Origin of the sequence: Paraburkholderia sabiae, from assembly GCF_030412785.1 — a bacterium.
In the GTDB taxonomy this organism is placed as follows: Bacteria; Pseudomonadota; Gammaproteobacteria; order Burkholderiales; family Burkholderiaceae; genus Paraburkholderia; species Paraburkholderia sabiae.
Genome location: NZ_CP125295.1, coordinates 1,824,352 through 1,847,249, shown reverse-complemented (window position 1 = coordinate 1,847,249; position 22,898 = coordinate 1,824,352). Strand labels below are relative to the sequence as shown.

The window sequence follows — 22,898 nt, the reverse complement described above, 5'->3', positions numbered from 1 at the left end:
CGCTCAAAGACCGTGTGCCGTAGCGTTATCCTGGCGGGCACCGTAGGTTCAAAAGCGGCTTTCTTTTGCCTACTTTTCTTTGCCGCTGCAAAGAAAAGTAGGTGCCGCCCCGCACAGGGGCAACGCGAGAAGCACCGATACGAAATCGCGGATGCCACCGCAGCAAAAAGCAGAAAACCAAAAAGCGAAAAAAACCGGAATGCCGACTAGCGTCGCAAACAAAAAAACCCAAACCTTGACCCACACCAGGCACAATCCCTGCGCGATTTGCGCGCAACCGCACACTGAGCTAAGGTGAACGCTGCAAGCGCGACGTGCCGCCGTCGCCAGTCACCCCTTAGAGGAATCTCAATGGCTGACACCGACAACGACCTGTCGCAACTGAACTCCACGACAATCGCGCCGCAGCAATTCTCCCTCGACGTCCTTCTGGAAAAGTACGCCAAAGGCGATGAACGCACAGCCGACGACGTCTACCGTCGCGTCGCGCGCGGCGTCGCCATGGCCGAACCAGAAGCACTGCGCCCCGCAATCGAAGCCCGCTTCGTAGAAAACCTTCAGAACGGCGCACTCGGCGCAGGCCGCATCATGAGCGCGGCAGGCGCCGGCATCCAGGCGACACTGATCAACTGCTTCGTGCAGCCAGTGGGCGACAGCATTCAGGGCGTCGACGATCAGGGCCTGCCCGGCATCTACGTCGCGCTGCTGCAAGCGGCCGAAACAATGCGACGTGGCGGCGGCGTCGGCTATAACTTCTCGGCGATCCGCCCGCGCGGCGCGCGTGTGAAAACAACGAGTTCGTCGGCCTCAGGACCGTGCAGCTATATCGACGTGTTCGACGCATCGTGCCGCACCGTCGAAAGCGCAGGATCGCGCCGCGGCGCGCAGATGGCCGTGCTCGATTGCACGCACCCCGACCTGCTCGAATTCATCGAGGCGAAACATTCGAAGGGCCGCTGGAACAACTTCAACGTCTCCGTCGCCGTCACCGACGAATTCATGCAAGCCGTCGAAAGCGACGCGACGTGGCAACTCGTGCATCGCGCGGAACCGACGCCCGCGACGCGCGCAGCCAACGATGTGCGTCAGCGCGACGACGGCATGTGGGTCTACCGCGAGTACCGCGCGAAAGACATCTTCGATCGCATCATGCGCTCGACGTACGACATCGCGGAACCCGGCGTCGTGTTCATCTCGCGGATGAACGACGACAACAATCTGCGCGCCGTCGAAGCGATCCGCGCCACCAACCCGTGCGGCGAACAGCCGTTGCCGCCTTATGGCTGCTGCAATCTCGGTCCGCTCAACCTGACACGCTTCGTGCTCGATCCGTTCGCGCAGCGCCACGGCGGCAAGCCGTCGTTCGACTGGGATGCGCTCGCGCAGCGCACACGCACCCACGTGCGGTTTCTCGACGATGTGCTCGACGTCACGCTCTGGCCGCTCGAACAGCAGTACGACGAATCGCGTGCGAAGCGGCGCATCGGCGTCGGCTTCACCGGACTCGGCGACACGCTCGTGATGATGGGCCTGCGCTACAACTCGCAGGAAGGCCGCGATTTCGCGGTGCGCATCGCGAAGCTAATGCGCGACGAAGCGTATCGCGCGTCCGTCGAACTCGCGCGCGAACGCGGCGCGTTCACGCTCTTCAACGCAAAGCATTATCTGGAAGACGGTACGTTCGCGTCGCGTCTGCCCGACGACATCAAGGACGCAATCCGCAAGCATGGCATCCGTAACAGCCACCTGCTCTCGATCGCGCCGACGGGCACGGTCAGCCTCGCGTTCGCCGACAACGCGTCGAACGGCATCGAGCCCGCGTTTTCGTGGACCTACACGCGTATGAAGGTGATGGCGAACGGCAGCCGCGAGCAGTTCGCCGTCGAGGATCACGCGTACCGTCTGTATCGCGAAATGGGCGGTGACGTCGGTCATCTGCCGGACTATTTCGTCAGCGCGCTCGAAATGTCGGCGCGCGATCATCTGGACATGATGGCCGCCGTGCAGCCGTACATCGACACGTCAATCTCCAAGACCGTCAACGTGCCCGCCGACTATCCGTTCGACGCGTTCGAAAACCTCTATTTCGATGCGTGGAAAGGCGGGCTGAAAGGTCTCGCGACCTATCGTCCGAACGAAACGCTCGGCGCCGTGCTGAGCGTGACGCCCGAACCCGCGCCGACGGCCGACGATGCGCTCGCCGAAGCCGATCTCGATCCGTTGCGCATTGCCATCGATCATCGGCCCAAAGGCGAATTGCCCGCAATCATCGAGAAGGTCGAGTATCTGACGGCGGCGGGCAAGAAATCGCTGTATCTTGCCGTGTCGTTCATCGAGGTGACGGGGCGCGTCGGCGGCGAGGAAGTGACGATCGAGCGCCCTATCGAGTTCTTCATTCCCGCCGGTCAGCGCGACGAATCGCAGCAATGGATCACGGCGACGATGCGCTCGCTGTCGCTGGCTGCGCGGGGCGGTTTTGTCGCGCGCAATCTGCAGGACTTGCGCAAGGTGTCGTGGGATCGCGGACAGGTCAGACTCGGCGACGTGCAGCGGCTGGACGGACATCGTTCGCCGCGCTGGCACGATTCGGAAGTGGCCGCCCTCGCGTATGCGATTCAGCAGATCCTGCACCGGCGCGGCTTTCTCGATGCAGAAGGCAATCAGGTGCCGTCGCGCCTTCTGTCGCGCCTGCCCGGCGACGACGCGAATCGCCATGTATCGGCTGCGGACAACGTGCTTTCCATCGCGGAAGGCTCTGCCGATGAAGCACGCAGCGCGCAGGAACTGCGCACCATGCATGGCCGTAAGTGCGGCAATTGCGGCGCGAATGCGGTGATTCGAAAGGATGGCTGCGATTTTTGCACGGCGTGTGGGGAGATTGGGGCGTGCGGATGAGCCCGCAGGAACGACGAGTCTGACGTTCCTGCATCGTGCCGCGAGCGTCATTCAACTCTTCACATCACTGCAAGTACTTCTTTTTCTCAGCCGCCGTCAACGACGTTCTGTCGATCGCTTCGAGCCGCCGTTGTGTGACGGCGATCAACGCATCGGCGGGCACGCACGCACGGCAGTTGTAGGTTCTGATCGTGCCGTCCTCGCCCGCCGCGATGACCGTGTTCTTGTCGTTGCCGAACGCAACGGCAAAGATGGTCGCCTGATGTCCGTAAAACACCGACACCGCCCGGCCTGTCACGGTATCCCACACTCGCACCGTCTGGTCCTCGCTGCCCGTCGCCAGCCATCTTCCATCCGGACTGAAAGCGAGCGCGGTGAGCGCCGCCGTATGGCCGCCCATTTCCGCCGCCGATATCTGAAGCCCGGTGTGCCGCGCGAAGATGCGCACCTTGTGATTGCTGTCGACGGTGGCGATCACGTCGTCATTGGGACCGAACCAGGCGCCTTCCACCGAGCCGTCGTGCCCCGTCAGGTTCGAGACCAGATTCCAGTGCTGCGTTTCCCACACTCTCGCCGTGTCGTCCGCGCCCACCGAAATCGCATACTTGCTGTCGCGGCTGAAGTACACGTCCTTCACTCCACCGATGTGTCCCGTCAATGATTTCAGCGGCGTCCGCGCCTGCGACGTGAGATCGAACACATCGATGACTGGCGCGTCGTCGTTCTTTCCCGGCCGGCAGGCGGCCAGCCAGTGCGCGTCGGGACTGATTGACGCACACGACGCATCGGCAGGCCCTTCGCGCTCCGAGAGCAGTTTGTTGCCGTCCGCGAGGCTCCACACCTTGAACACTGTCTTGTCGTCGGCCTGCTCGTAGGTCCAGACGTGAGTGCTGTCGGTGAACGCCGCCGCCGTCAGACTCGTGCCGGCAAACGGGCCAAGCACGGCGATCGGCTTGCCCGTGCCCGCGTCCCAGACTCTCGCCGCGTTGTCCGCGCCGGACGTGACGATGCGGTCGCCTTCCGGACTGAAGTAGACGCGGGGCTGCGCCTGACCCTTGCCGCCGAGCCTCGCAATGAACGCGCCCGTCGCACGTGACCAGATGCCCGCAAAGCCCTTGGAATCGACTGCGAGCAAGGTCTTGTCGTCGGGCGAAATGGCCGGCAGAAAGTCTGGATTCGGCGCCCTGACTGCACGCTGGTCCGCACCGCTTGTCGCCATGAGCGTCTCGACACCCACCTCGGGACCATCCCAGATCCGGGCAGCGCCGTCCCGGCTCTTCGTGACGACGAAGTGCGAATCGTCACTGATGCGGGCATCGGTGACAAACCCCGCAGAGAACGTTTCGACGACGACGCCCGCTTCTGCGTCCCACAATCTCGCCGTTCCATACGCTCCGACCGTCACGATCCAGCGACCGTCCTTGCTGAAGTGCGCGACTCTCACTTCGCCGTCGTAGCCATCTTTGCCGGGATTCAATTCACGCCAGCGCTTGCCCTGGAGAGGCAATATCCACGCATTGCTCTTCGTGCTGAAGAGAACCTCGCCACTGTCCGGGCTGAATTCCGCCGATACCAGTTGCAACCCCTCGGGAATTTGCGCCGAGTCTCTTACGCCGGGGTCGTCGGCGGACCAGATATCGACGCTCTTTTTATCCGTGATGGTCAGAAGCCGCTTCGAGTCCGGACTGTAGGCCATCGTGAACACTTGACCGGGATTCGCTATCGTCGAGACATGCTCCCCAGTATCTGTCCGCCAGAGAACGGCCGGGCTGTCCTTGCCGTAGGTGACGATGCGGGTGCCGGCCGGGCTGAAGAGCGCGTATCCGCCGTGCGACGGGCCATCCGCGACGATCGGCAGCGGCGTACCCGTGCGTGCCTCCCATACATGCAGCTGATTGTCGCTGCCCTGCGCGAAAACGTACTTCGAGTCGGGGCTGAACTGGAACCATCGCAGGCTCGGCACGAAATCGAAATTCACGGGCAGACGCTGCAACGGCTGGCGCTGCCAGATCTGCACCTGGTGATCCCGCGTCTCCAGCGCGATGAAGCTGCAGTCCGGGCCCAGCTTCGCATTCACGACGCCTTCCTGCGGTATCGGCGTGATTGTGCCCGTCGCCGTCTCTACGAGCCGCGCGCCGCCTCCAGAAGGAAGGAGTTGCAGGCCGTAACCGCCCGCGCAGGTCCTGAATCCTGCGCCCGTCGCGCCGGCAATCGACACGGGCCGGGAAGACGGATCGGCGGCATGCAATTCGAGCGTCGTGTGCTTCGCGTCATCGGTTCGCGTGAGCTGGACCCGCCCATCCGGCAAGAGCTGCGCTTGCGCGTCCTTGCCGCCCATCTGCATGCGCAGCTTGCTCGTCAGCGACGCCTGCTGCAACGCGCCCTCGGACTGCGGCGTCGATGCCCTGCGTTCTGCCTCGAGCGCGAGCAGAAGCGCAAGCTCGGCATCTCGCCCGGGCTCCGTCTGCTGCAGCGCGTAATCGGCGATTTCACGCGAACGCGCCTGATTGCCCAGTTGCCAGGCCTTCAACGCCAGACCGCCCGCCACGATCACCAGCAAGACCAGACCGACGCTGATCCAGACCATCCGCCGCGACCATATTTCGCGCTGCTGGGCGGCACGCGTCTTTTCCTGCACGAGCTTCTCGTTGGCCTCGCTCTTCGCGAGAAAATCCATCGCCGTCTCGAAGTCCTCGGCGCTTCCATAGCGCGCCGCCCATGCCTTGCTGGGCGCGCGCTGCTGACGCCACTTCAATGCCTCGTCGAGATCGGGGTTCGTCCAGAGCGCGGCGAGCTTGAGCTTCCAGAGTTGCGCCGTCTGCACCAGACGCCGGTACATCGCAGCCGACGACGCCTCCTCCTCGACCCAGCGAGCGAGCGTGCGCCACTGCCGGATCAGGCTTTCATGGCCGATGTCCAGCACGGACGCGGCATCGATCGGCGCGGGAGGCGGCGGCGTCAGAAAGCTCCGGTCCTGCTGACGCAGCGCCTGCGCCACGTCGAGGACCTCTTCCACAGGCACACCGGCGACGGCCGCGATATCGTCGACGCGCGCCGGATGCCGGATGTCCCGCTTGCCGACGCTGCGCTCCGTCAACCGGCTCAGCATGACTCTGGCAATGTCCTGCTGACGCTCGGTGAGGCTGGCGAGCACCTGGTCCGCGTGGCTCGACAACGCGTCCGACAACGCCCCGACGGCCTCGTAGTCCGCCATCGTCATCTCGCAGGTCGCCGTCATGGCCGCCTGCGGATCATCGGGGGTCGACTGCGCATGACGTTCGCCGACCCGTCCCCACATGCGCATCAAAGCGTGCTGCAACAGCGGCAACTGGTCCGGGTCGGGACCGATCTCGTTGAGCAGGTGATTCACCAGCACGGGTTCGACATCGCCGCCGAACACCCGCGCCGGGCCGACGATCGCAGCGCGGATCTGCTCGCGCGTCAGTCGCGGCGTGAGGTACTGGCTTTCGTTGATGGCCTCGGGCAGCCCCATGAACAGCGCGCATTCGCCGAGGAAATCGGAGCGCATCGTGATGACGACGTAGACAGGCACATCGCGCTGCATCGCGCTCGTCAGCAACAGATGGACGAAGGCATCGGCATCATTGGCATTGCCCTGCTCGCGAAAGCGGAATATCTCCTCGAACTGGTCGACGAGCAGCAGCAGATTCGTATCGGGCGGCAGATGCGCTTCGTTGAGTATTTCCGCGAGACCGTACGGTCCGCATCGCAGCATCGTCTGCAGGACGGCCGCCGCACCCGGATCGTCGCCCCACTCCCGCCCGAGCGCGGATGGCGCGAGCAAGGCTTCGGCGAGGCGCTCGATGGGCCGGTCTCCCGGACGCATGTCGGCGATGCGCCAGTCGGTCCCTGCGTCGGCGAGAAAACCCGTTTCCAGCGACGCGAACATGCCGGCTCGCACAAGCGAAGATTTGCCGCATCCCGACGGCCCCACCACCGCAACGAAATGCGAACGCTGCAATCTCTCGAGCAGCGCATCGGTCTGTTCTTCGCGGCCGAAGAAGATCTCGACTTCGTCGTGCCGGAAGGGGCGAAGTCCGGGGTAAGGGCCCGTCGCCAGCATCGCGCCCACTTCGATGACGATGTTCATGGCGCTAGCCTCGCAATGCCGCGATGAACTCGCGCAAGATGTCGGGCCGGATGCCGTTGCGCCAGTCGAGGCTGTGCATGTTCGGCACCTGGAAATCGACGCTGGCTTTCTCGGGCGGCGGCCCATCCACGAGTCCCATCGCGATGAGCGGGCTCTCGCGCTGACTGATGATCTTTCTGCCCTGCGCATACTGGCGCCGGACCCACGCGACGGGCGCGCTGCCGTACACGAGTATCAGTCCGTCGCAGGTACTCAATTGCGTTTCGAGGTCTTCGCGCACGTCGGCAACTTTCGCGCTTTCGTCGGACAGCGGCAACGACGAACCGATGCCTTCGTCGCCGAGCAGCTTGCAGACGGCTCTCGCCAGCTCGAGGTCCGGCGTCGCCGAATTCACGAACACGTGAATGTCAGAAGCATGGCTCTTCTTCTCGGTCGCCTTGCGCGCCGGACGCAGCGCCTCGTCGATCACCGCGCGCTTGAACTCTTCGGTGCCACACATGCGCACGTCGGCGCCCATCAGCAATTCGTAGTGCTCGGGACAGGTCTGCTTCACGCTTTCCAGATCGACCTCGCGGGCCCGCCATTGCAGGATCGGCAAACCTGCCTGGCGCGCGGCGTCGCACTGCACGGCGGGGAGCCGCATCGGCCAGCCGGGCGGCCGCTTGCCCGGCAAGCCGCCCAGCAGTTGCACATAGGCCTTGCTCTGTGCGAGGTCGGCCGTCATCCGGCGTCGGTACTCCGTCATGTCGTCGCGCGGATACCAGGCTTCCGGCAGCACACGCAAACCAGCCTGCTTCGCGTAGGCATCGAGTTCGTCTCTGAGACCGTCGAGATCGTCGGTGACTTCAGCGAGATAAATGGCGGGCGACGCAAGCGGCGAGACGGCGTCGCTCGAATGCAGGGATTTCAGACGCTTGAGCTCGCGGGCAAGATCGACGCGCAGCCTCGTGAGTTCGGAAATATAGTCGTCGCCCCGCGTTGCGTCGCAAACGGGCATGCCGAGCGTGCGCGGGTTTCCGTTTCTGTCTTTAGCCCAGAAACGGCACGGCAGAATGGCGCCGATCTCGGCAGGCAGATCGTCGCGGTTCAGATCGTCGAGATCGACGCGAAACATGCGCGAACCGGAGCGCGCTTTTTCGCGCACGGCGCCATGAAACGCATTGCGCTCGCGCTTGCACCATTCCGAGCCCAGATAGCCTGGCGACGCGACGACCAGCAGCGTCGCGCTGTTGCGCAACGCATCCTCGATGCTGCCCGCGAACGCTTCGTTGCAGGTCAGCTCGCGGTCCATCCAGATCGACACATCCCGGCAGCCCAGTCCCCGGTCGAGATAGTTCTTCAGATCGTCGACGAATGCGGTGACCCAGCCTTTTTCCGTGCCGAACGGCGTGTTGTCGATGTGCGCGTAGCTGATGAAGATGTCGTGTTCGTATCCGGTCACGTAGCCCATGGCGGCTCCGATTCAGAGAACCCTGCATGTCGTGCCGGCTCGCGCGCCGAGGTCCGCTTGCGGGCAACGGTATGCCGACGATATGAGCTTACGAATGCAAAACGAAATCCGCGAAATCTATTTGAATTGTTGTGCGGACAATCCAACAGATCAAGTTGACCTGTTGATGCGGGAGCGCACTGTCGATGCAGCGTTTAAAGGATTCGCCGGACGCTGCACAAGTTTGCTCGAACGAACGTACGTTTGGCTGGTGTCGCTGGAAAGCGCGCGAAGTGTGGTCTATTTTTTCAAGGTCACAACAGGCATTCAAAGAGAGTCCCACATGAGCCGACGTGTCTTTTACTCCTACTCTCATGTCGATGCGGAATTGCGGGCCAATCTCGCGTCCCATCTGGCAACGCTTGTTCAACAAGGGAAGATCGAGGAATGGCACGACCGCAAGATCACCCCCGGAAAAGACTGGGATCAGGAGATAAGCGATGCATTGGAGTCCGCGGATATCATTCTTTTGCTCGTCAGCGCCGACTTCCTTGCATCCGAGTACAGTTTCGGCGTCGAGGTCGACCGGGCGCTTGCCCTCGTGAAAGAAAAAGATATCCACGTTATTCCAGTTCTGCTTCGGCCATGCTTGTGGGAGGAGTCCCGTTTCAGCGCACTGCAGCCTCTGCCGCGAAACCAGCAGCCAGTGACTTCATGGCCCTCGCGCGACGACGCGTTCAAAGAGATTGCACGCGAAATCGGCAACCTCGCTTCCCAGCCTCGGCCACAGAGGACGCCGGTCAATACGGCGGCGGTTCGTGCCGATCAGACCGCACAGAGCCTGGAGCTCATTCGCGAGCAGATCTATGCGTACGCGCGTCTGTATGAAATGACCCGACAGCGGATGTCAGCATCGGCGGAGCGGACCGCGCGTATGGAACAGATATTCCAGAGCATGAAATCGATCGCGGTGAGTTGCTACCCGATGCTTTCCGAGTTATCCAGCAGTCGCGCGCCCGGAGAGCGCCTGGCCGCGATAGCGATACTGCAGACATTCGCTACGGCCCAGGCGCTTCCTTTTCTGGTGAAGATGATTGGATCGGAAAAGCCTTTTGTCGGGTATCAGGCGGCGAAGGCGCTCAAGCTGGCCGTCGAGCGCCTCGATCCGCGTGTACATCCTCAACTGCTGCAATCGATACTAGACGCACAAGCCGCAGACGCTATCGCGATGCTGGGACACGATACCGATCGTGTGAAGCTGCTGCGCGAGGCCGAAAGGGAGTTGAGAGCGCACATGAAGGCACTGTCGACGCCGGGCGAAGGGTGACGCAATCGACGCCGGTTCGCTCCCAACCGAACCGGCGCGCCCAGGTTTAGCATCAACGCATGCCGCAATCGATATCAAGCGTCATCGCATTCAGATAAGCGTTCTCGACGACGTGCCGCACCAGCGCCGCAAACTCCTGCGCCTTGCCCATCCGGCGCGGGAACAGCATCTTGTCGATCAGCCCGTCCGAGACCTTCGCCGGCATGCCCGCCGACATGCCCGATTCGAACAGCCCCGGCGCAATCGACACCACGCGAATGCCGTGCTCGGCGAGGTCGCGTGCGATCGGCAACGTCATCCCCATCACACCCGCCTTGCTGGCGCTGTAGGCGGCCTGCCCCATCTGCCCCGCCCGCGCCGCGCCCGACGACGTGTTGACGATCACGCCCCGCTCGCCCGTTTCGGCCGTGTCGTTGCGTGTCATCGCGAGCGCCGCGTGGCGGATCACATTGAAGGTGCCCGTCAGGTTCACGGCGAGCACACGGTTCCACACATCCATCGGAAACAGCACGCCCTTCGACACCGTCTTGCATGGCCCGAGCACGCCCGCGCAATTCACCGCGACGTGGATACCGCCATGCACGCCCACCACGGTTTCGATCGCCGTCTGCACGCTCGAATCGTCGGAGACGTCGACGGCGATGCCCGTCATATGCGGACCGAGCGCGTCGTCGAGTTGCTGCTGTTTCAGGTCGAATCCCACGACCGTCGCGCCCGCCGCCTTGAGCGCCTTGCACGTCGCGAGTCCGAGACCCGATGCCGCGCCCGTCACCACGGCTACCTTTCCTTGCAGATCCATCGTTTTTCCTCCTGCGCGCTCAGAAGCGATGCGCCATGCCCAGCGCCACGAGTTCCTGCGACGCGTTCGGTCCGCTTGCCACGCTGCCGGGCCAGCTCATCGTCGCGACGCCGTTGTTCTTCATATAGCCGGCGCGCGCATAGAGCGTCGTGCGCTTGGACAACGCGTGATCGGCGCCGACCTGAATGCCGAGCGTGTTTTCATGCACACCGCGCGTCTTGCGCTGGATTCCGGCGATCTCGACCGTATCGGCGGACGTCGCCTGAATGGTCGCGCCCACTTCCGCAATGCTGTACGAGTTCGCCGCGCCAAGCGCCGCCGCCACGGAACCCGCCGGTGCGTCGACGGAACGGTTGTACGTGTAGTTGGCCTGCAGATTCACAATGCCGATGCGATACGCCACGGCGCCCGTGAAACGCTCGGTGTTCAGCAGATTGAGCGACCTCGGCAAGCCCGGCAACGTCTCGCTGCCGCCCAGCTGCTTCTGATACGCCAGCCCGATGAACGCGCTCGCACCCGTGTACGTCAGCGCCAGGTCGTACATATTGCCCGTCGATGTCACCAGCGGCTGGGTCGTGGTCGCCGCGAAACCGTACATCGCGTACAGCTTCATGCCGCCGAGCACAGGCGACTGATACACGATCGAATTGCTGCTGCGACCGGCGGCAGCAATGGTGGCGACCGTGTGCCGGTCGAGCGTGCTGGCCGCCGCCGACAGTGGCGACAAGACCTCGTTGCCGCGGAAGGGATCGGTTGGATAGACGGCCCAGAAAGTCGGCTGATACTGCCGGCCGAACGTGAGCGTGCCGTACCTGTCGTGCGCGAGGCCCACCCATGCCTGACGATAGAACAGCGCCGAACTGTCGACGAACAGACCGCCGTTATTGATGGTATAGCCGTTCTCGAGCTGGAATATGCCCTTCAATCCGCCGCCGAGATCTTCACTTCCCTTGAGTCCGAAGTTCGATCCGCTGCTGCCGCCGCTGCGCTCCGAAAAGGCATGTTTAGCGCCATTCCCCTGATACTGAAGGAACACGTCCGCTACGCCATACAGCGTCACTGAAGACTGCGCCGCCGCCCCTCCTGCTGCGACAAGCAACGAAGCACCGCAAACTCCCTTACCAAACCATCGCATGCATGTCTCCTTCGTTTATTATTCGCATCCCGAAAGGATGCGGATCGTGCGATTCATGCGTGATCGCATGCCGGACTGCAGCGTTGCGATCTGTCCCGCGCTTCGATGGCCGTGCTCGGCCTCCGCGCACGGCAAAGAATAGGCTTTCATTTTTCGGGTATCGCCCCCTCAAGAATAGGGGGCACGGCGCGCACCTCCGCTCCCTATCATTGGCCTGACGCAACGAATCAGGACACCCAATGACATCGAATAAACAAGGCCCGCTTACCGGGCTCAAGGTGCTGGAAATCGCGGGGATTGGACCGGGTCCGTTCTGCGGCATGCTGCTCGCCGACCTGGGCGCGGACGTCGTCGTCGCGGAGCGCGCCGAGACCGCCGTCGATGCACTCGACCTCGGCGATACGCAGATCGCGAATCGCGGCAAACGCTCCGTATCGGTCGATCTGAAAACGCCCGAAGGCGTCGAAACCGTGTTGAGCCTCATCGAGCATTGCGATGCGCTGATCGAAGGCATGCGGCCCGGCGTAATGGAGCGGCTCGGTCTCGGCCCCGATGTCTGCCTGCAACGCAACGGGCGGCTCGTCTATGGCCGCATGACGGGCTGGGGTCAGCACGGTCCGCTCGCGCACGCTGCGGGGCACGACCTGAACTACATCGCGCTGTCGGGCGCGCTCTGGTACGCGGGACAACCGGGCGAAGCGCCCGTGACGCCGCCGAGTCTCGTCGGCGATGTCGGCGGCGGTTCGATGTATCTGGCTGTCGGCTTGCTCGCGGGCATCCTGCACGCGCGCGCGACGGGTATCGGACAGGTCGTCGACGCGGCGATCATCGACGGCAGCGCGCACATGACGTCGTTGCTGCTGGCGTTGCAGGCGTCGGGACAGATGCACGAGCAACGCGGCCAAAGCCTGCTCGACGGCCCGCACTGGTACAACACCTATCGCTGTTCCGATGGCGCGTTCATTTCCGTGGGATCGCTCGAACCGAAGTTCTACCGCGAGTTGCGCGACAAGCTCGGCCTCGCCGCCGATCCTGCGTTCGACAAACCCTACGATCCGCAAGCCTGGCCGCAACTGCGCGAGCGCTTCGCCGCGCTGTTTGCGAGCCGAAGCCGTGACGAATGGTGCAGCCTGCTCGAAGGCAGCGACGCGTGCTTCGCGCCCGTGCTGAGTCCGGAAGAAGCCGCCGATCACCCGCACATGCGCGCACGCGGCGTCTATACACGCGAAGGCGGCGTGCTGCAGCCAAGTCCGGCACCGCGCTTTTCCTCCACGCCCGCCGGCACGCCGGGCCCGATTCCGCGGCGCGGCCAGCACAACGACGCCGTGCTGCGCGACTGGGCGGCCCGTTGATCCGGGCTTCCTCGCAACCGTCACCCAACACACGCAACTCCTGATCGAGGCATAGCTGAAATGACCGACATGTCGAATGGATTCTTCACCGAAGAACAGACGCTGATCCGCGAGACCGCGCGACGCGTCGCGAGCGAGATCGTCGGCCCCACTGCCGCGCAGCGCGATAGCGAATCGGCATGGCCGCGCGATGAACTGAAGGCGCTTGCCGAGCTAGGCTTTCTCGGCATGCTGATCCCCGAGCAATACGGCGGCACGGGCGCGGGCGTGCTCGACTTCTGCCTCGCCCAACACGAAATCTCCAAGGTCGACGCGGGACTCGCGACGATCGTCCACGTGCACAACTTCACCGCGCTGTGCATCGCCGAACACGGCACCGACGAACAGAAGCAGCGCTATCTGCCCGCGATGGCAGCGGGCAAATCGATCGGCGCATTCCTGCTGACCGAGCCGCATGCGGGTTCCGACACCGCTGCCTTGCGCACGAGCGCGCGCCGCGACGGCGACCACTTCGTGCTGAACGGCACCAAGCAGTTCATTTCGAACGGCAGCGAAGCGGGCGTCGGCGTCGTGTTCGCGATCACCGACAAAGCCGCCGGCAAACGCGGCGCAAGCACGTTCCTCATCGACCCGAGCGCGCCTGGCTATCACGTGACGCGCGTCGAGAGCAAACTCGGCCAGCACACCGCGCACACGGCGCAGATCGCGCTTGAAGACTATCGCGTTCCGGCGGCGAATCTGCTGGGCGCGCAAGGCGACGGCTATCGCACGGTGATGGGCGGTCTGTGCGACGGCCGCATCGGCATTGCGTTCATCGCGGCGGGTGTCGCGCAGGCGGCGCTCGATGCAGCCGTCAAGTACGCGCGTGAGCGCGAGGCATACGGCGCGCCGCTTATCGCACTGCAAGGCGTCGCTTTCGATCTCGCCGACATGGCCGCGCAGGTGGATGTCGCGTGGCAATACTGCCTGCACGCGGCGCGTTTGCGCGATGCGGGTGTCGACTGCATCAAGGAAGCGTCGATTGCGAAGCTGTTCGCCAGCGAGATCGCCGAGAAAGTGTGCTCCGACGCGCTGCAGATTCACGGCGGCTACGGCTATCTGACCGACTTCCCTGTGGAGCGCTATCTGCGCGATGTGCGCATCACGAAGATCTACGAAGGCACCAGCCATATCCAGAAGCTGATCATTTCGCGTCACTTGGGCTGACGCAGCCAGAAGCTAAAAGCAAAACCGCCGCATTTCTGCGGCGGCTTTCTGTTCATCCGGCGCTCGCGATCACTACGCGCACACCAGCTTCAGGAACGCTTGCACCTGATGCCCCGATTCATCGTAGGCTCGCGCGGTGCCCCAGTTCGCGATCTGGCCGAAGTGCGCGGCGACACCTTCCGGCGTCACATCCTGATCCGCCAGCAGCACCGGCTCCGTTTCGACGATCGTCGCAGCCGCAAACGCGCCGCCGCCTGCCGCGATGACCGTCTTCGAGGGCGCATCTTCGCTCGCGAGAAACAGCACTGCCGGCGTCACGCGTTCCGGCTGGATACGTTGCAACATGGCTTCCGGCAAGATGTCGGCCGTCATGCGGGTCGCGGCGACGGGCGCGATCGTATTCACGCGAACGTTGCTCTTGCGGCCCTCGGTGGTCAGCGCGTTCATCAGGCCGATCACCCCCATCTTCGCCGCGCCGTAGTTGGCCTGCCCGAAATTTCCGTACATGCCCGAAGATGACGTCGTCATCACGATGCGTCCATAGTCCTGCTCGCGCATGACGTCCCACACCGCCTTCGAGCAGTTGATCGAACCCATCAGGTGCACGTCGAGCACGGCCACGATATCCCTCATCTCCAGCTTGGCGAAACTCTTGTCGCGCAGAATGCCCGCGTTGTTCACCAGAATATCGACGCGCCCGAATTCGGACACCGTGCGCTTGACCATCGCTTGCACCTGCTCATAGTCGGCGACGTTCGCACCGTCGGCGATAGCGATGCCGCCTGCCTTGCGAATTTCTTCGACCACGGCAAGCGCGGCCTCCGACGATCCGCCCGTGCCGTCACGCGCACCGCCGAAGTCGTTGACAACGACATGCGCGCCGCGCGCCGCGAACGCAAGCGCGTGAGCGCGGCCGAGGCCCGCCCCCGCGCCCGTCACGATTGCCACCTTTCCGTCAAAGCGAATACTCATGCTTGTGTCTCCAGACTCGTTGTCGTTGAAAGAATGTCAGGGAAAGAGCCGTGTGATCTGTTCGGCGATGCAGGCGGGCTTTGTCGCGCCTTCGCATTCCACCGTCATCTCCACCTTGATCTGCGCACCGCCGCGGCCGATGTCCGTCCATTCGATCAGTCGGAAATGCGCACGCAAGCGGCTGCCGACAGGAACGGGCGTGATGAAACGGACCTTGTCGAGCCCGTAATTCAGGCCGCTTTTCGTTTCCTTGATCTCGAATGCGGTCGCCAGAAACGCGGGCAACAGGCTCAGCGTGAGAAAGCCATGCGCGATGGTGCCGCCGAACGGCCCTTGTTTCGCGCGCTCGACGTCGACGTGGATCCATTGATGATCGCCCGTCGCGTCCGCGAACCGGTTGACGCGCTGCTGGTCGATCAGCAGCCAGTCGCTGCTGCCGATCGGTTCGCCGACGAGCCGTTGCAGATCGGCAATCTTCTCGAAGCTCTTCATGCGTGATTTCCCTTTTTAAGCAGATCGTTTTGCAGTTGCGCCGCGCAATGCGCGTCGTGCGCATCGCCGTTGCCGAACAGCACCTCCGCGACGACGGCACGCTTGTAGTAGTGACCGACCTGGCATTCCTCCGTCATGCCCATGCCGCCATGCAACTGGATAGCCTGTGCACAGACGAAGCGCGCCGCACGGCCGATCAACGCCTTGGCCTGCGACACCGTTCGCAGCCGCGCCTGTTCGTCGTCGTTTTCGATCGACGCGATCAGCGCATAGAGCATCGAGCGCGCGATCTCCTTTTCAGCGGCCATATCGGCCATCCGGTGTTGCAGCGCCTGGAAGCTGCCGATCGGCACGCCGAATTGCTTGCGCACTTTCAGATAGTCGGCGGTCAGCTCGATTGCGCGTTCCATCCCGCCGATCAGTTCCGCGCACAGCGCGGCCGTCGCGTGCGCGAGGCCATGGCGCAACGCCGTGAGCCCGTGGCCCGGCACACCGAGCACGGCATCGCGCGTGACCTGAACGTGCTCGAACGTCAGGTCGGCGGCAAAGCTGCCGTCGTGCAGCGGCAGCACGCGGCGCGTGAGACCCGGCGCGTCGGCATCGACGAGAAAGAGCGTGATGCCGTCCGCGTCCGGCGTGCGCGCCGACACGATAAAACTGTGCGCGTCCGCGCCACCGGGCACCAGCGTCTTGCCGCCCGTGAGCGCATAGCCGTTCGACACGGTCTGCGCCCGCAATTCGACCGATTCGGGAAGCCCGCGCGACTGCGCTTCGCTATACGCGAGTGCGAACTTGCGCGAGCCATCGGATACGTACGGCAGCCAGCGCTCGCGCTGTGACACCGTGCCGGCCGCGAGCAGCGTCTGGGACGCCAGCACCGCGCAGCCGAGCCATGGCTCCAGCACGAGTCCACGGCCGAGTTCCCCGGCGATCAGTACCGTCTCGATCACCGTGCCGCCGAGGCCGCCGCACGATTCGGGCAACGCCGCCGCCAGCCAGCCGTTCTCGGCGATGGTCTGCCAATGTGCGGCATTGGATTTGGAGCGCGCCTTGATCAGCGAGGCACGCGCTTCGAAGCCATATTCCCTGTCGATAAAGCGGCGCACGCTGTCTTGCAACAGTTGCTGTTCTGCATTGAGTTTGAAGTTCATGATCGGTCCGCTCGCTCAGAGTTGAAAAAGCATCTTCGCGATGATTCCGCGCTGGACCTCGCTTGTGCCGCCATAGATCGTCGACGCGCGGCGGAAGAACATTTCGTTCGCGATGCCCCGCCCCACGTCCTGGAACGGCAACGCATCGCCATCGCAGGTGTCGTGCGGCTCCGGATACGCGACGGCGCCATGATCGCCGAGCGCTTCCACCATGAATTCGCTGATGCGCTGCTGCAACTCTGTGCCCCGTACCTTCAGGATGGAGCCCAACGCGTGCGCCTCGGCGCTGTGGTCCTGCTCCAGTGCCGCGACGCGCTTGACCATCATCGCGACCGCTGTCACCTCTGCTTCGAGGCGAGCGAGCCGCAACGCGAACTCGGGCCGTGCAATCAGCGGTTCGCGGCCGGCCCGTTGCGCAGTCGCGAGTTTGCGTAGCTGGATCAGATAGCGGCGCAGCAGCGGCAACTCGGCGGCGCTCGCGTGCTCGTTGTTCAGCAGAAACTTCGTGATCGTCCAGCCGTCGCCTTCCGAGCCGACACGGTTGGCAACGGGCACGCGCACGTTGTCGAAGAACGTCTCGTTCAGGTGATGACAGTCATCGATGCTGCGGATAGGACGCACCGTGATGCCGGGCGTCTTCATGTCGACCAGCAGAAAACTGATGCCCGCCTGCTTCTTCACCTCGGCGTCGGTGCGCACCAGCAGGAAAATCCAGTCCGACTCATGCGCATAGCTCGTCCAGATTTTCTGGCCGTTGACCACATAGAAGTCGCCGTCGCGCTCGGCACGCGTGCGCAGCGACGCGAGATCCGATCCCGAACCGGGCTCCGAGAAGCCCTGGCACCACAGACGATCGCCGTTCAGAATGTGCGGGATATGAGCCGCTTTCTGTTCGTCGGAAGCAAAGGCGTTCAGCACTGGCCCGAGCAGTTTGTGCGCGAAACCATCCTGCGTCGGCGTGCCGGCCGCCACGCACTCTTCGTCGAATATCAGACGCTGCAACACGGACCAGCCAGTGCCGCCGTCCTGATTCGCCCAGTACGGCGCGGCCCAGCCTTTCGCGTTCAGGATCTTTTGCCAACGCACGAGATCGGCGCGCATCGAACGCACGCTGCCTACCGGCTTGCCAGCGAGATCGGCGGGCAGATTCTCGCGCACGAACGCGCGCACTTCAGCGCGGAATACGTCGAGTCCCGCATCGGGTTGAAAATCCATCGACGTCTCCTCAGTTGCGGTACATCGTGACGACACACGCGCCGCCGATCCCGACGTTGTGCTGCAACGCGATCCGTGCGCCTTCGACCTGACGGTCGCCCGCAGCGCCCCGCAACTGCTGGACGAGTTCCGTGCACTGCGCGAGCCCTGTTGCGCCGAGCGGATGCCCTTTCGACAGCAGCCCGCCCGACGGATTGACGACGTAACGTCCGCCATAGGTGTTGTCGCCGTCGTCGATGAACTTCGCGGCGCCGCCTTCGGGACAGAGGCCGAGCGCTTCATAGGTAATCAGCTCGTTGTGCGCAAAACAGTCATGCAACTCGATCACGTCCAGGTCTTCCGCGCCGATACCCGCCTTCTCATACACCTGGCGCGCCGCATGCGCCGACATGCTGAAACCCGCGACGTCACGCAGATCGTCGCCTTCTAGCGATTCGGGACCATCCGTCGTCAGCGCCTGGCCGGCGATCCACACGCGCGCATCGAGGCCGCGCCAGTTTGCGTACTCTTCGCTGCACAGAACGGCGGCCGCGGCGCCGCAAGTCGGCGGGCAAGCCATCAGACGCGTCATCACGCCCGGCCACATCATCTGATCGGCCATCACGTCCTCCGCCGCCAAGACCTTGCGAAATACCGCAAGCGGATTCTTCGCCGCGTGCTGGCTGGCTTTCGCGCGGATCTTCGCAAAGCTTTCGAGCGGCGTGCCGAAGCGCTTCATATGCTCCATGCCCGCGCCGCCGAAGATGCGCAACGCGGGCGGCACATCGGATGGCACGCCGAGACGGTCGCACTGGCTGAGGAACAGTTCCGAAGGCAAAGGACGGTCGTTGAAGTAGCTGCCGAGCGCGCCCGGATTCATCTGCTCGAAGCCGACCACGAGCGCGATGTCGAGTGCGCCTGCCTCGATTGCCTGGCGCGCGAGGAACAAACCGGTCGAGCCCGTCGAACAGTTGTTGTTGACGTTGATGATCGGCAGACCCGTCATGCCGACGTGATAGAGCGCGCGTTGTCCGGCCGTCGAGTCGCCGTAGACGAAGCACGCATAAGCTTGCTGGATGGACTGATAACTTACGCCGGCATCGGCCAGCGCGAGCCGCGCGGCGTGCGAGCCCATCAGATCGTATGTTTCACTGGCGCCGGGCTTGGTAAACGGAACCATGCCCACGCCCGCGACGACGACTTTGCGCGTCATATGTTCTCCTTCCGTTGTTATGATTGCCATTCCGATGAAACGGCGTGCGTCCATCATAGGCAGACGCACTGCGTGCCGCGCCCCCTCGTTTGAAGGGGGCGGGCACGGCGCATTCGTGGTGCGATAAGTGCCTCTCCGAAGAAAAAAATGGTTCTTCGCCGACAGCGCGAAGAACCACAAAGACCGGACGACAGAGGCAAGTCCGGCCGCACTTCCCCTTCCTAGGCGAAAGCTGAAACGCCCGTCAACGAACGCGCGATGATCAGTTGCTGAATTTCCGTCGTGCCGTCCGGGATCGGAATGATGATCGCCTCGCGCAACAGCCGCTCGACGTTGAACTCTTTCGTGATGCCATTGCCGCCGTGCAGCTGCACGGCGTCGCGGCACACCTGGACGGCGGCCTCCGTCGCGAACGCCTTCGCCATCGACGACTGCATGTCGCAACGCACCCCCGCGTCGATCAAGCCGAAGACACGCTGGCACATCAGGCGCGCCGCGTCGACCATGATCGCCATGTTGGCGATCTTCGCGGCGATCAACTGATGCGCCGCGATCACCTTGCCGAACTGCTTGCGCTCTTTCGCGTACTCAATCGAATCCTCCAGCGCGGCTCGCATGATCCCGACGGACAGCGTGCCGACGTGCGCACGTGCGTTCTCGAACACCTTCATCGTATTGCGCAGGCCGTCGCCTTCGTCGCCGATCAGATTCGTGGCGGGCACGCGCGCGTCCGTGATGAAAATCTGCGCGGTCGACTGCGAGCTGAGCGCGATCTTGTCGATGTTGCGCGACTCATACCCATGCTCTACGCGGTCGATCAGAATATGCGACAGCCCTTTCTCGCCGCGCACCGTGCAGATCAGCACATCCGAATAGACGCCGTTGGTAATCCACGTCTTTTCGCCGTTGATGACGAAGTGATCGCCGTCGCGTACCGCGCGCGTCTTGAGTTCGGCGACATTCGATCCGACATCGGGCTCGCTGATGCCGATCGAGCCGAAGATCCTGCCCGCGAGCACGCCTGGCATGTACTTTTCGCGCACTTCGGGACGCGCCTTCGTCAGCATCATCGCGAGGCCCATGTTCAGCATCACGCACAACGCGACGTCGCACGAGCAGGCCACCAGCTCTTCGAACAACATGCCTTGCATCGTGAACGTCCAGCCCATGCCGCCGTACTCGGTGGGAATCGTGCAGCCGGGCAGGCCGAACTCGGCGATGCGCTGCGTCAGCTCGCGCATCTTCTCTTTTGGAATGAAGCGATCGCGATACGTCTTGACGACAGGCTTGACTTCGGCCTGAAGAAACTTGCGAAAGCTCTCGACGGCCAGGTTCTGCTCTTCGGTTGGCAGTTGATACGGCATGTTGATTTCCTTTTTTGATTCGTTGGGTTCAGGCACGCCCGAAGATGCCGATATGGTCGATGCTTTCCTCGACGCCCCACAGACCGCCGCCATTGCCCTGAATCGCAAAGCGCGCGCCTTCGACCTGGCGCGGGCCGCATTCGCCGCGCAACTGCTGAACGAGTTCGAAGATCTGTCCGAGGCCTGTCGCGCCGATCGGATGGCCCTTCGACTCCAGGCCGCCCGACGGATTGACGGGCAATCGTCCGCCGATCGCGCTTTCGCCCCGCTCCGCCATCACGCCGCTCTCGCCCGGCTTGCACAGTCCGAGGTTCTCGCACAGCGCGATTTCGCCGATCGCCGACGCGTCGTGCAGTTCGGCAACGTTGATATCGTCGGGGCCGATGCCCGCTTCGTCATACGCCAGCTTTGCGGCGTGGACCGTGATGTGATTGGCGAGGTCGTCTCCGGCGCGGTGCGACGCCGAGCGGACGATCGTAGCCAGCACGCGCACCGCGCGATTGCGGTTGAAGCCGTAGCGCTTGAGCGCGGACTCCGTGCATAGAATCGCGGCGGCGGCACCGTCCGAGATCGGCGAACACATCGGCAAGGTCAACGGATACGTAATGGGCGGGGCGGCCATGATCTCGTCGATCGACATCGCCTTGCGATACTGCGAGCGTTCGTTGTGCACCGAGTGGCCATGATTCTTCGACGACACCGCCGCGAACTGCCGCTGCGTAATGCCGTGGCGATCCATCAACTGACGCCCGATGCCCGCATACACATCCATGAACACGCTGTACGGCTTGTCGGACGTCGTGCCGGGCGGCACGGTGACGCCCTTGCCGAGTTCGACCATCTGCGCCGCGTTCGCTTCCGCCGTCTCGACGTCCCACGCGGAATCGAACACGGAGAACATGCGGGTCTTGTCGTGCGAATACATTTTCTCTGCGCCGACGGCCAGCACCACGTCGGCCATGCCCGCGCGCAGTTGCGTCACGGCAAGGTGAAACGCGCTGCTCGCCGACGCACACGCGGACTCGACGTTATGAATCGGAATGCCGCCGAAGCCGAGCGGGATCAACGCGACTTGCCCGCGGATCATGTGCTGGCCCTGCATGTGGCCTTGCGTCGTATTGCCGAAGTAAGCGGCCTCGATCCATTTGCGCTCGCAGCCCGAATCCTTCAATGCGTCTTCGACGGCCCATGCCGTGAGTTGCTTGACCGACTTGTCGAGATGACGGCCGAACGGCGTCATGCCCGCGCCGACGATGTAGATGTTTTCCATGGTTTTAAAGGTATGTTTGTCGTTGATTTCGCGGTTCGTCTCAGCAGCCCTTGAACTGCGGCTCGCGCTTTTCTGCGAACGCCCGCAGTCCTTCCTGGACATCGTATGAACGCTGGTGATTGCGCAGTTCCAGCAACTCGTGGCGCAGAGCATCGGCGATGCTTTTGTCGGCGGCTTCGTTGGCAACCCGCTTCATGCGCGCAAGCATGAGCGGGCTCTTTTTCGCCAGCCGTTCGGCGAGCGCCTGGGCACGCGGTTTCAGTTCGGCGTCGGCGAGCACTTCGTTCACGAGCCCATAGCCCTTCAGTTCTGCCGCGCTCATCGCGTCGCCCGTGAAGAGCAAATAACGCGCGACGTTCGCCGGCACCTTGCGCGGCAAAACGGCAGCGCCGCCCGCGCCGGGAAACACGCCGAAGTTCGAATGCGCGTCGCCGAGACGCGCCGACTCCGCCGCCAGCACCAGGTCGCAAGCCAGCACGACTTCGAGGCCGCCTGCGAGCGCGAGACCGTTGACGGCCGCAATGACCGGCTTAGGAAACGCACGCAACGTGTCGAAGAACTCGACGATCAGCTCCAGGAATTCACGCTTGCCCGGCTGCATCGGCTCGGCCGCTTCGATCAAATCGGCGCCCGCGCAAAACGCGCGACCGTTGCCCGTCAGCACGACGACGCGCACGGCGTCGTCATTGCGCCATGCGTTCAACTGTGCGGTCAGGCCCGTCGCCAGTTCGCGATTCAGGCTGTTCATGGCGGCCGGTCGATCCAGCGTCAACCAGCCAACCGAGCCCATCAATGACTGAACAAAACTCATCTCCCCTCCGGATATAGGCAAACGCCCTTTCTTGACGATGCGCTTGCGATAAGTTAGGTTCAACTATCTTATTTATCACCCCTCGTTCTGAGGGGGACGCGGATATCCGCCGGCCAGCAAGGTCGACAACGACGGCTACATCATCGGCCGTCTGACCGACCGACATCGACTGTTGAC

At 63.4% G+C, this 22,898-nt stretch carries 16 protein-coding genes; 4 read left to right on the top strand and 12 right to left on the bottom strand.

What is annotated here, in order from left to right; all coding sequences use genetic code 11:
* The first annotated feature begins 351 nt into the window (after positions 1 to 351).
* Entirely contained in the window at positions 352 to 2,895 is a 2,544-nt protein-coding gene (locus QEN71_RS08300; RefSeq protein WP_201659515.1) for an adenosylcobalamin-dependent ribonucleoside-diphosphate reductase, read from the top strand.
* A 64-nt stretch (positions 2,896 to 2,959) separates the two neighbouring features.
* Here the strand turns inward: QEN71_RS08300 and QEN71_RS08295 are convergent, their stop codons facing one another.
* Complete coding sequence (locus tag QEN71_RS08295) at positions 2,960 to 7,006, bottom strand: NACHT and WD repeat domain-containing protein (protein WP_201659518.1); 4,047 nt, start codon at positions 7,004 to 7,006, stop codon at positions 2,960 to 2,962.
* A gap of 4 nt (positions 7,007 to 7,010) precedes the next feature.
* Positions 7,011 to 8,456 carry a toll/interleukin-1 receptor domain-containing protein gene (locus tag QEN71_RS08290; protein WP_201659521.1) on the bottom strand — a complete coding sequence of 482 codons (1,446 nt, stop codon included), beginning with the start codon at positions 8,454 to 8,456 and terminating at the stop codon, positions 7,011 to 7,013.
* A gap of 94 nt (positions 8,457 to 8,550) precedes the next feature.
* Here QEN71_RS08290 and QEN71_RS08285 point away from each other — a divergent pair, with 94 nt between their 5' ends.
* Positions 8,551 to 9,762 (top strand): toll/interleukin-1 receptor domain-containing protein, encoded by a 1,212-nt coding sequence (locus QEN71_RS08285; RefSeq protein WP_201659524.1) that lies wholly within the window; start codon positions 8,551 to 8,553, stop codon positions 9,760 to 9,762.
* A gap of 52 nt (positions 9,763 to 9,814) precedes the next feature.
* Here the strand turns inward: QEN71_RS08285 and QEN71_RS08280 are convergent, their stop codons facing one another.
* Positions 9,815 to 10,561: an SDR family NAD(P)-dependent oxidoreductase gene (locus QEN71_RS08280; RefSeq protein WP_201659526.1), complete on the bottom strand. Its 747-nt coding sequence runs from the start codon at positions 10,559 to 10,561 to the stop codon at positions 9,815 to 9,817.
* 19 nt (positions 10,562 to 10,580) lie between these two features.
* Positions 10,581 to 11,696, bottom strand: coding sequence for a porin (locus tag QEN71_RS08275; protein WP_201659529.1), 1,116 nt, complete (start codon positions 11,694 to 11,696; stop codon positions 10,581 to 10,583).
* A gap of 239 nt (positions 11,697 to 11,935) precedes the next feature.
* Here QEN71_RS08275 and QEN71_RS08270 point away from each other — a divergent pair, with 239 nt between their 5' ends.
* Together QEN71_RS08270 and QEN71_RS08265 are read left to right on the top strand one after the other, a co-directional pair.
* Positions 11,936 to 13,048 (top strand): CaiB/BaiF CoA transferase family protein, encoded by a 1,113-nt coding sequence (locus QEN71_RS08270; protein ID WP_201659532.1) that lies wholly within the window; start codon positions 11,936 to 11,938, stop codon positions 13,046 to 13,048.
* A 60-nt stretch (positions 13,049 to 13,108) separates the two neighbouring features.
* On the top strand, positions 13,109 to 14,254 hold the full coding sequence (locus tag QEN71_RS08265; protein WP_201659535.1) for an acyl-CoA dehydrogenase family protein: 1,146 nt from the start codon (positions 13,109 to 13,111) through the stop codon (positions 14,252 to 14,254).
* A 72-nt stretch (positions 14,255 to 14,326) separates the two neighbouring features.
* Here QEN71_RS08265 and QEN71_RS08260 read toward each other — a convergent pair whose 3' ends face one another.
* The 8 genes from QEN71_RS08260 to QEN71_RS08225 all read right to left on the bottom strand — a co-directional run bounded on the left by QEN71_RS08260 (position 14,327) and on the right by QEN71_RS08225 (position 22,721).
* A complete protein-coding gene (locus QEN71_RS08260; RefSeq protein WP_201659538.1) occupies positions 14,327 to 15,226 on the bottom strand; it encodes an SDR family NAD(P)-dependent oxidoreductase in 900 nt (299 codons plus the stop codon).
* A gap of 36 nt (positions 15,227 to 15,262) precedes the next feature.
* Entirely contained in the window at positions 15,263 to 15,718 is a 456-nt protein-coding gene (locus tag QEN71_RS08255) for a MaoC family dehydratase (protein WP_201659541.1), read from the bottom strand.
* Positions 15,715 to 16,869 (bottom strand): acyl-CoA dehydrogenase family protein, encoded by a 1,155-nt coding sequence (locus tag QEN71_RS08250; RefSeq protein ID WP_201659544.1) that lies wholly within the window; start codon positions 16,867 to 16,869, stop codon positions 15,715 to 15,717. Before QEN71_RS08250 ends, QEN71_RS08255 begins: the two co-directional genes overlap by 4 nt.
* Positions 16,870 to 16,884: 15 nt before the next feature.
* Positions 16,885 to 18,084 (bottom strand): acyl-CoA dehydrogenase family protein, encoded by a 1,200-nt coding sequence (locus tag QEN71_RS08245; protein WP_201659547.1) that lies wholly within the window; start codon positions 18,082 to 18,084, stop codon positions 16,885 to 16,887.
* A 10-nt stretch (positions 18,085 to 18,094) separates the two neighbouring features.
* The gene (locus QEN71_RS08240) at positions 18,095 to 19,276 is read right to left on the bottom strand and encodes a lipid-transfer protein (protein WP_201659551.1); all 1,182 of its coding nucleotides are present in this window, start codon (positions 19,274 to 19,276) and stop codon (positions 18,095 to 18,097) included.
* 221 nt (positions 19,277 to 19,497) lie between these two features.
* The gene (locus QEN71_RS08235) at positions 19,498 to 20,640 is read right to left on the bottom strand and encodes an acyl-CoA dehydrogenase family protein (RefSeq protein ID WP_201659554.1); all 1,143 of its coding nucleotides are present in this window, start codon (positions 20,638 to 20,640) and stop codon (positions 19,498 to 19,500) included.
* Between the two features lie 28 nt (positions 20,641 to 20,668).
* Positions 20,669 to 21,910: a thiolase family protein gene (locus tag QEN71_RS08230; RefSeq protein WP_201659557.1), complete on the bottom strand. Its 1,242-nt coding sequence runs from the start codon at positions 21,908 to 21,910 to the stop codon at positions 20,669 to 20,671.
* 40 nt (positions 21,911 to 21,950) lie between these two features.
* Complete coding sequence (locus QEN71_RS08225; protein ID WP_201659561.1) at positions 21,951 to 22,721, bottom strand: enoyl-CoA hydratase/isomerase family protein; 771 nt, start codon at positions 22,719 to 22,721, stop codon at positions 21,951 to 21,953.
* Between the last annotated feature and the right edge of the window lie 177 nt (positions 22,722 to 22,898).